The 6,043-nt window shown below is 74.3% G+C and carries 6 protein-coding genes; 3 read left to right on the top strand and 3 right to left on the bottom strand.

The window, feature by feature from the left end; all coding sequences use genetic code 11:
- Positions 1-234: 234 nt before the first annotated feature.
- Together ACSNOK_RS29680 and ACSNOK_RS29675 are read right to left on the bottom strand one after the other, a co-directional pair.
- Positions 235-744 carry a methylated-DNA--[protein]-cysteine S-methyltransferase gene (locus ACSNOK_RS29680; protein WP_436783887.1) on the bottom strand — a complete coding sequence of 170 codons (510 nt, stop codon included), beginning with the start codon at positions 742-744 and terminating at the stop codon, positions 235-237.
- A 291-nt stretch (positions 745-1,035) separates the two neighbouring features.
- A complete protein-coding gene (locus ACSNOK_RS29675; protein ID WP_436783886.1) occupies positions 1,036-2,523 on the bottom strand; it encodes a DNA-3-methyladenine glycosylase 2 family protein in 1,488 nt (495 codons plus the stop codon).
- Between the two features lie 115 nt (positions 2,524-2,638).
- On the opposite strand from ACSNOK_RS29675, the gene ACSNOK_RS29670 reads away from it, so the two are divergent.
- From ACSNOK_RS29670 to ACSNOK_RS29660, 3 genes are all read left to right on the top strand, one after another.
- Positions 2,639-2,899 carry a hypothetical protein gene (locus ACSNOK_RS29670; protein ID WP_436783888.1) on the top strand — a complete coding sequence of 87 codons (261 nt, stop codon included), beginning with the start codon at positions 2,639-2,641 and terminating at the stop codon, positions 2,897-2,899.
- A 6-nt stretch (positions 2,900-2,905) separates the two neighbouring features.
- Positions 2,906-3,532 carry a Clp protease N-terminal domain-containing protein gene (locus ACSNOK_RS29665; protein ID WP_436783885.1) on the top strand — a complete coding sequence of 209 codons (627 nt, stop codon included), beginning with the start codon at positions 2,906-2,908 and terminating at the stop codon, positions 3,530-3,532.
- A gap of 185 nt (positions 3,533-3,717) precedes the next feature.
- Positions 3,718-5,244, top strand: coding sequence for a hypothetical protein (locus ACSNOK_RS29660; protein WP_436783884.1), 1,527 nt, complete (start codon positions 3,718-3,720; stop codon positions 5,242-5,244).
- Positions 5,245-5,373: 129 nt separating this feature from the next.
- Here the strand turns inward: ACSNOK_RS29660 and ACSNOK_RS29655 are convergent, their stop codons facing one another.
- Positions 5,374-5,832 carry an RICIN domain-containing protein gene (locus tag ACSNOK_RS29655; RefSeq protein WP_436783883.1) on the bottom strand — a complete coding sequence of 153 codons (459 nt, stop codon included), beginning with the start codon at positions 5,830-5,832 and terminating at the stop codon, positions 5,374-5,376.
- Positions 5,833-6,043: the final 211 nt, after the last annotated feature.

The following is a 6,043-nucleotide window of genomic DNA, read 5'->3' as shown; positions in this document are numbered from 1 at the left end:
GGTCCGGGAGGGCTCGGGGAGAGTGCCGGGAGGGCGCCGTTTCGCCACCGGGGCGGGGGGGGCGTCGTCTTCCTCGACCGACCGCCTGCCGCGCTCGGCCGCCGGCCCCGCCGGAAGCTTCGGCTTCCCCGTCGACGGCCTGGTACCGGCACCGGGTGCGGTGACGGCCTGATGCCCGGCGCGCGTCCGGACCGGCGACCGCGCCTCCCGGGCCCGCCACGGCCCCCGCCCGGCTCAGAAGAGGGAGCCCTGCCGGTCCGCCGACGGCAGCGCGCCCTCCAGCTCCAGCAGCCGCCGCTTGCGGTCCACGCCGCCGCCGTAGCCGGTGAGGCTGCCGTCGGCACCGATCACACGGTGGCACGGCACGATGATCGACACGGGATTCTTGCCGTTCGCCAGCCCGACCGCCCGCGAGGCGCCGGGCGCGCCGATGTGCCGCGCCAGCTCGCCGTAGGACATCGTCTCCCCGTAGGGGATGTCCAGGAGCCCGGCCCACACCCGGCGCTGGAAGGGGGTTCCGCGCAGGTCCAACGGGACGTCGAAGCGGGTGAGTTCACCGGCGAAGTACGCCGCGAGCTGACGGGCGACCTCGGTGAACGGCGTGGGGTCGGGGTGGCCGAACCCCTCGTCTCCCGGCCGGTGGCGCTGGTCGAGGACGTAGAGGCCGGAGAGCGTGGTGCCGTCGGCGGCCACCAGGGTGAGGGGCCCGTAGGGGCTGTCGATGACGGTGTGTACGGCGGACATGGGGGTTCCGTTCGCTTCCGTTCGGTGTCGGGGACAGTCGATTGGCGGGGGCGGCTGGAGCTCGTACTGCCGGAGGGTACGCGCCGGAGCCGGCCGGCGGGTGGGGGGCGGAGCGTCGCGGGCGCGGGCCTGCCCGCCCGGCTCCCGGCGTCCGGGGCCCTCGCGGCGGAGCCGTGCTGCCGGGGTCCGGGGCGGAGCCCTGGAAGAAACGGTGAAATGGGGGTGCCCCCTCTGGGGGAGGGACCGGGGCACACCCCACACCGGGCGCACACCCCCGGCACCCCGTCCCCGTCACACGCGCCCCTCTCGGGGGCGCCCCGGCATCCGGGCCGCCGGGTGGTCGTCCGCCGACCACAGGTACTGCACCGCGTAAGCGCGCCACGGCCGCCAGGCCGCCGCGTGCCGGGTGAGGGCGCCGGGGGTGGCGGGCAGGCCGAGGCCGGCCGCCGCCCGGCGTACGCCCAGGTCCGTCGGCAGGAAGGCGTCGGGGTCGCCGAGGCCGCGCATGGCGATGATGTCGGCGGTCCAGGGGCCGATGCCGGGTATCCCGGCGAGTCCGGCGCGGGCGCGCGTCCAGTCGCTGCCCACCCCGAGGTCGAGGTCCCCGTCGGCGAGGGCGGCGACGAGGCGGGTGAAGGCGGCGCGGCGGCCGGCCGGCATGGCCAGGGAGGCGGGGTCGAGGGCGGCCAGGGCCTCGGTGGACGGGAACAGGTGGGTGAGGCCGCCGGACGTCTCGACGGGCGTGCCGTGGGCGGTGACCAGCCGGGCGGCCAGGGTGCGGGCGGCGGCGGTGGACACCTGCTGCCCGAGGACGGCCCGCAGGGCGAGCTCCCCGGCGTCCACCGTGCGCGGCACCCGGCGGCCCGGTGCCTTGTCGATCAGCGGTGCCAGGTGCGGGTCGGTGCGCAGCAGCGCGTCGACGGCCTCGGGGTCGGCGTCCAGGTCGAGCAGCCGGCGGCAGCGGCTGATGGCTCCGGCGAGGTCGCGCTGGTCGGAGAGGGCGAGGCGGCAGGCGATGTGGTCGGGCAGGGGGCGGAGGCTGACGGTGCCGTGGCCGTACGGCAGGCGCAGGGTGCGGTGGTACGCGCCGTCGCGCCACTCCTCCACGCCGGGGACGGCGGTGGCGGCGAGGTGGCCGAAGAGGTTGTCGGGGGTGAACGGGGCCCGGAACGGCAGGCGGAGGGTGAGGGCGCCGGGCGTGGCGGGCGGCCGGCCGCGCCCGGCACGGGCCCGGAGTTCGGTGGGGGTCAGGGCGAAGACGGCCCGTACGGTCTCGTTGAACGCGCGGACCGAGGAGAAGCCGGCGGCGAACGCCACGTCGGCCATCGGCAGTTCGCCGGCCTCGATGAGGACGCGGGCGGTCTGCGCGCGCTGGGCGCGGGCGAGGGCGAGCGGTCCGGCGCCGAGTTCGGCGAGGAGCTGGCGTTCGATCTGGCGGGCGCTGTAGCCGAGGCGGGCGGCGAGGCCGGGCACGCCCTCGCGGTCGACCGTGCCGTCGGCGATCAGCCGCATGGCGCGGGCGACGACGTCGGCCCGCTCGTTCCACCGCGGCGAGCCGGGGCTCGCGTCGGGCCGGCAGCGCTTGCAGGCCCGGAAGCCGGCCTGCTGCGCGGCGGCGGCGCTCGGGTAGAAGCTCATGTTCCGGTCCTTGGGCAGGACGGCGGGACAGCTGGGACGGCAGTAGATACGGGTGGTGAGGACGGCGGTGAAGAACCAGCCGTCGAAGCGTGGGTCCTTGGACCGCGCGGCCCGTACGCAACGGTCGAAGTCGGTGTGCATGACGTCAAGGATCGGTGGCACGGGCGCCGGAGGCTGGCGGAAATCCGACATGGGCGTCGGCCGCGACTGTCAACACTCATTGACACACCCGCACCCTGTCATCCATGGTTGACGCATGGCCGGAACGAACGCGAAGACCGGAACGGACACGCAAGCCGGAACGGACGCGAAAGACGCGGTCGGCACCACCGAGGCCGCCATGGACACCGATCCGCGCGTGGGGCTGCGCGCCGTCGCCGCGCTGCGGCGGCTGGTAGAACGACTTGAGGCGCTCCAGGTCGCCAACGCCCGCAGGCTGGGCTGGTCCTGGGAGGAGATCGGCACCCAACTCGGCGTCAGCAGGCAGGCCGTCCACAAGAAGCACGCCCGGAGGTAGACGACGATGTTCGAAAGGTTCACCAAGGAAGCCCGGTCCGTGGTGATCGGCGCCCAGAAGGAGGCCCACGCCCTGCACCACCCGCGGATCGGCACCGAGCACCTCCTCGCCGCCGCGGCCGACCGCCCGGAGTCGCCGGGCGGCGCCACGCTCGCCCGCCTCGGCATCACGGCCGAGACGTGCCGGGAGGCGATCCGGTCGGCGGCGCGGCTGGACGAGGACGACGCGCAGGCGCTGCGCTCCCTGGGCATCGACCTCTCGGCCGTACGGACGCGGGCGGAGCGGGCCTTCGGCCCGGGAGCCCTGGACCGCGCGCCGGACGAGACGGACGGGGCCGGCGGGGCCGACAGGATGGGCGGACCCGGCGGGGCGGCGTCCCGCTGGTGGCCCTTCCGCGCCGCGAAAACGTCCCGCCCGAGGCACCTCCCCTTCACCAAGGAGGCCAAACGGGCCCTGGAGGGCTCCTTGCGGGAGGCCCTCGCCCGGGAGGAGCGCTGGATCGGCGTCCAGCACATCGTCCTCGGCGTCCTGGCCGTCGGCCAACCGTCGACGGTGAAGGTGCTGCGGGCCCTCGGCACCGACCCGGAGGCGCTACGCGCCGGCCTGCTCGCCGACCTACGGCCCGCGGCCTGACGGCGTCCGTACGCACGCTCGGCCCCGCTCGCCGTGCCGGCCGTCGCGGGACTGGCCGATTAGCGATCTTTCTCCTCGTTTCGGGGCCGTGTTGTGATCGGTATCCGCCGGCCGGAGCCGCCCGGACAGTCCGCTGCCGGACCCGGCCCCGGACCCGGCCCCGGAACGAGAGGAAGGGACACCACATGAGCGCGAGCATCCCCCAGCCCGAGGAGCAGCCCGCGGGGAAGATCTTCTTCGACGTCACCCGCGGTACCGACGGCTACGTCGACCCGAGCGAGGCCGCCCAACTGCTGATGGTGGTCACGATGGTCAAACCGGAGTCGGCCAAACCGCCCTTCACCTGGCACCCTGCCAGGGTGGCCCTCGGCCTCCTGTCGGCGCAGAGCGACGTCCGGAAGTACTCCTACGCCGATTACCTTTCCCTGGCGGAGTCGGGCAATTACTTGAGGAAGCCCTTGCCGCGCGAGCAGGTCGCCTCGCTCACTCCCGAGGTCTACGCGTACCTGCGGCGGACCTTCAAGGCCACGACGTCGTGGAACATGTCCAAGGGGCTCGGGCAGAAGCTGGCCGACGCGGCCGCTCGGTACGCGAAGGACGCCAGTGTCCCCTTGCGGGTCTACTCCCGCGCGCAGCTCGACGCCCTGGGCATCGGCTACAAGAAGTCGGGCGACGACTACCAGCGCCCCTCGGTGCAGTACGCCTACCGCGTCAAGTGGTTCACGCGGGCCCAGTACCCCGACGACAAGCCCGGTGTCACCACCCGCTCCGCGATCGAGCCGGCGGTCTTCAGCCCGGCGCCGATACGGCTGGCCGGTCCCGGGCCGCAGGAGGCGGCGATCGGCTGGGGCCGCGTCGGCGGCAGCGACGACCTGAACGGCTGGCGTGCCGACGGCCATGTCGTCACCGACGTCGAACCGGTGTCGGGCGGCCAGGTGCGGATCACCGCGACCGTCCGCGGCGTCGGCCTCGCCCGTCAGGGCGACACGGGTCCCTGGGCGCGGTCCGGGAAGTACACCGCGCGCGGCACGCTGAAGCTCCTGGCCCGTGGCACCGACGGCAACTTCAACGTCGTGGTGCGCCGGGAAGCCGAGGGGAGTGTCACCGCCGGCGCGGAGGTGGCCGAGCCCTGCTCGCTCACCTACACCCTCGCCCGGGCGGACCTGGTCAACCATGCCCTGGACTGGGGGTTCGGCGCCGACGAAGCCGCTGCCGGCGGCTTCGCCGCCCGCGCCCATGACTCGGGCCGTCTCGTGCTGTTCCTGCCGGCGTCCATGGACGGCTACAAGCCCGGAACGGTCCGCGACCCCGCCTCCGGTGAGCGCACGGGCCGCAGGAGCGGTGCCGACACCCCCCTCAACCACAGCCTCAGCGGGCACGCCCAGGTGACGACCACGGCCGCCCAGGACGGCACCGGCACGATCGTCACCGCCGACGTCCACATCGGCTCGCAGGGCCTGCCGGGCCGGTTCGACGTGGACGTCGTCAACACGCTGGAGCGGTACGACGCCGGCACCGACACCTGGCGCTCGGTCGGCAGCACCTCCACCCGCAAGAACACCGGTGACTCGGTGGACGCCGACACCCTCACCGCCACCGTGCCCACCGCCGAGCTCAACCTCTACCGCCTCAAGTGGGGCGGCCGGGACACCTTCCCGAACGGCTCGGAGATCTACGGCACGATCTATCCGCTCTGGAACGCCACGACCTGACGCGCGGCGGCGGGCACGCCTCCCACGCGCGCCGGCGGGCGTCCGGTGACCGTCCGGGAGCGGGCGGGTTCGGGCAGGAGGGAGCCGTTCGATCTCCTCTCCCGCCCGTCCCTCGCCTCGGGCTGTCGTTCAGACCTTCGTGGTGTACCAGTGCTGCCACGAACCACCGTTGGGGTCGTGCATGTTGATCCCCGCCCCGTCCCAGGTGTCGTCCGCCCGCTGGACCTGGGCGATCTGCCCGTTCAGATCGGTGTGGAGCTCGCGGTTCCAGAAGAACCAGCGCTGGTTGGCGTTGCCGTGGCAGTCCCCCACCGCCTGGACGGCCTCGTTGATGCCGCCGTTGCGGACGTCGAGGCAGTGCATGTTGGCCAGGCTGCGGAGCTTCTTGCCGTCCCAGAACCACCACTGCGAGGAGCCGTTGCCGCAGGTGCGGATCTCGACGTTGTCGCCGTTCACGGTCAGGCACTTGCCGCTGCGGTCGTTGCGGATCTCGAAGGCGTCCAGGGCCGAAGCGGGGGTGGCGGCCAGGACCGGCACGGCCGCGGCCAGCCCCAGCGCCAGTGTCCCCGCCACGAGTGCTCGTCTCATCACGGACCCGTTTCTCTCGTGTGCCCCGGGAAGAGCGCCGGGCGGCGCCTCCCCCTGGCGGCTCCGCGGCCCCGCCGGCAACCGGCGTGTACGCGGCACCACCCGACGCAGCCTTGCCCGTGGGCCCCGAGATCACTCGGGCGGCGGACGCACTGGCGGCAACACGCCGTAGGCGCCGGGCAGCCCCCGGCGTCCCGGCACCCCCTTCCCC

It is taken from the genome of Streptomyces sp. URMC 126 (assembly GCF_051386555.1).
GTDB lineage: Bacteria > Actinomycetota > Actinomycetes > Streptomycetales > Streptomycetaceae > Streptomyces.
The sequence above is the reverse complement of the archived record's forward strand: the minus strand, read 5'-3'. Positions and strand labels throughout refer to the sequence as shown.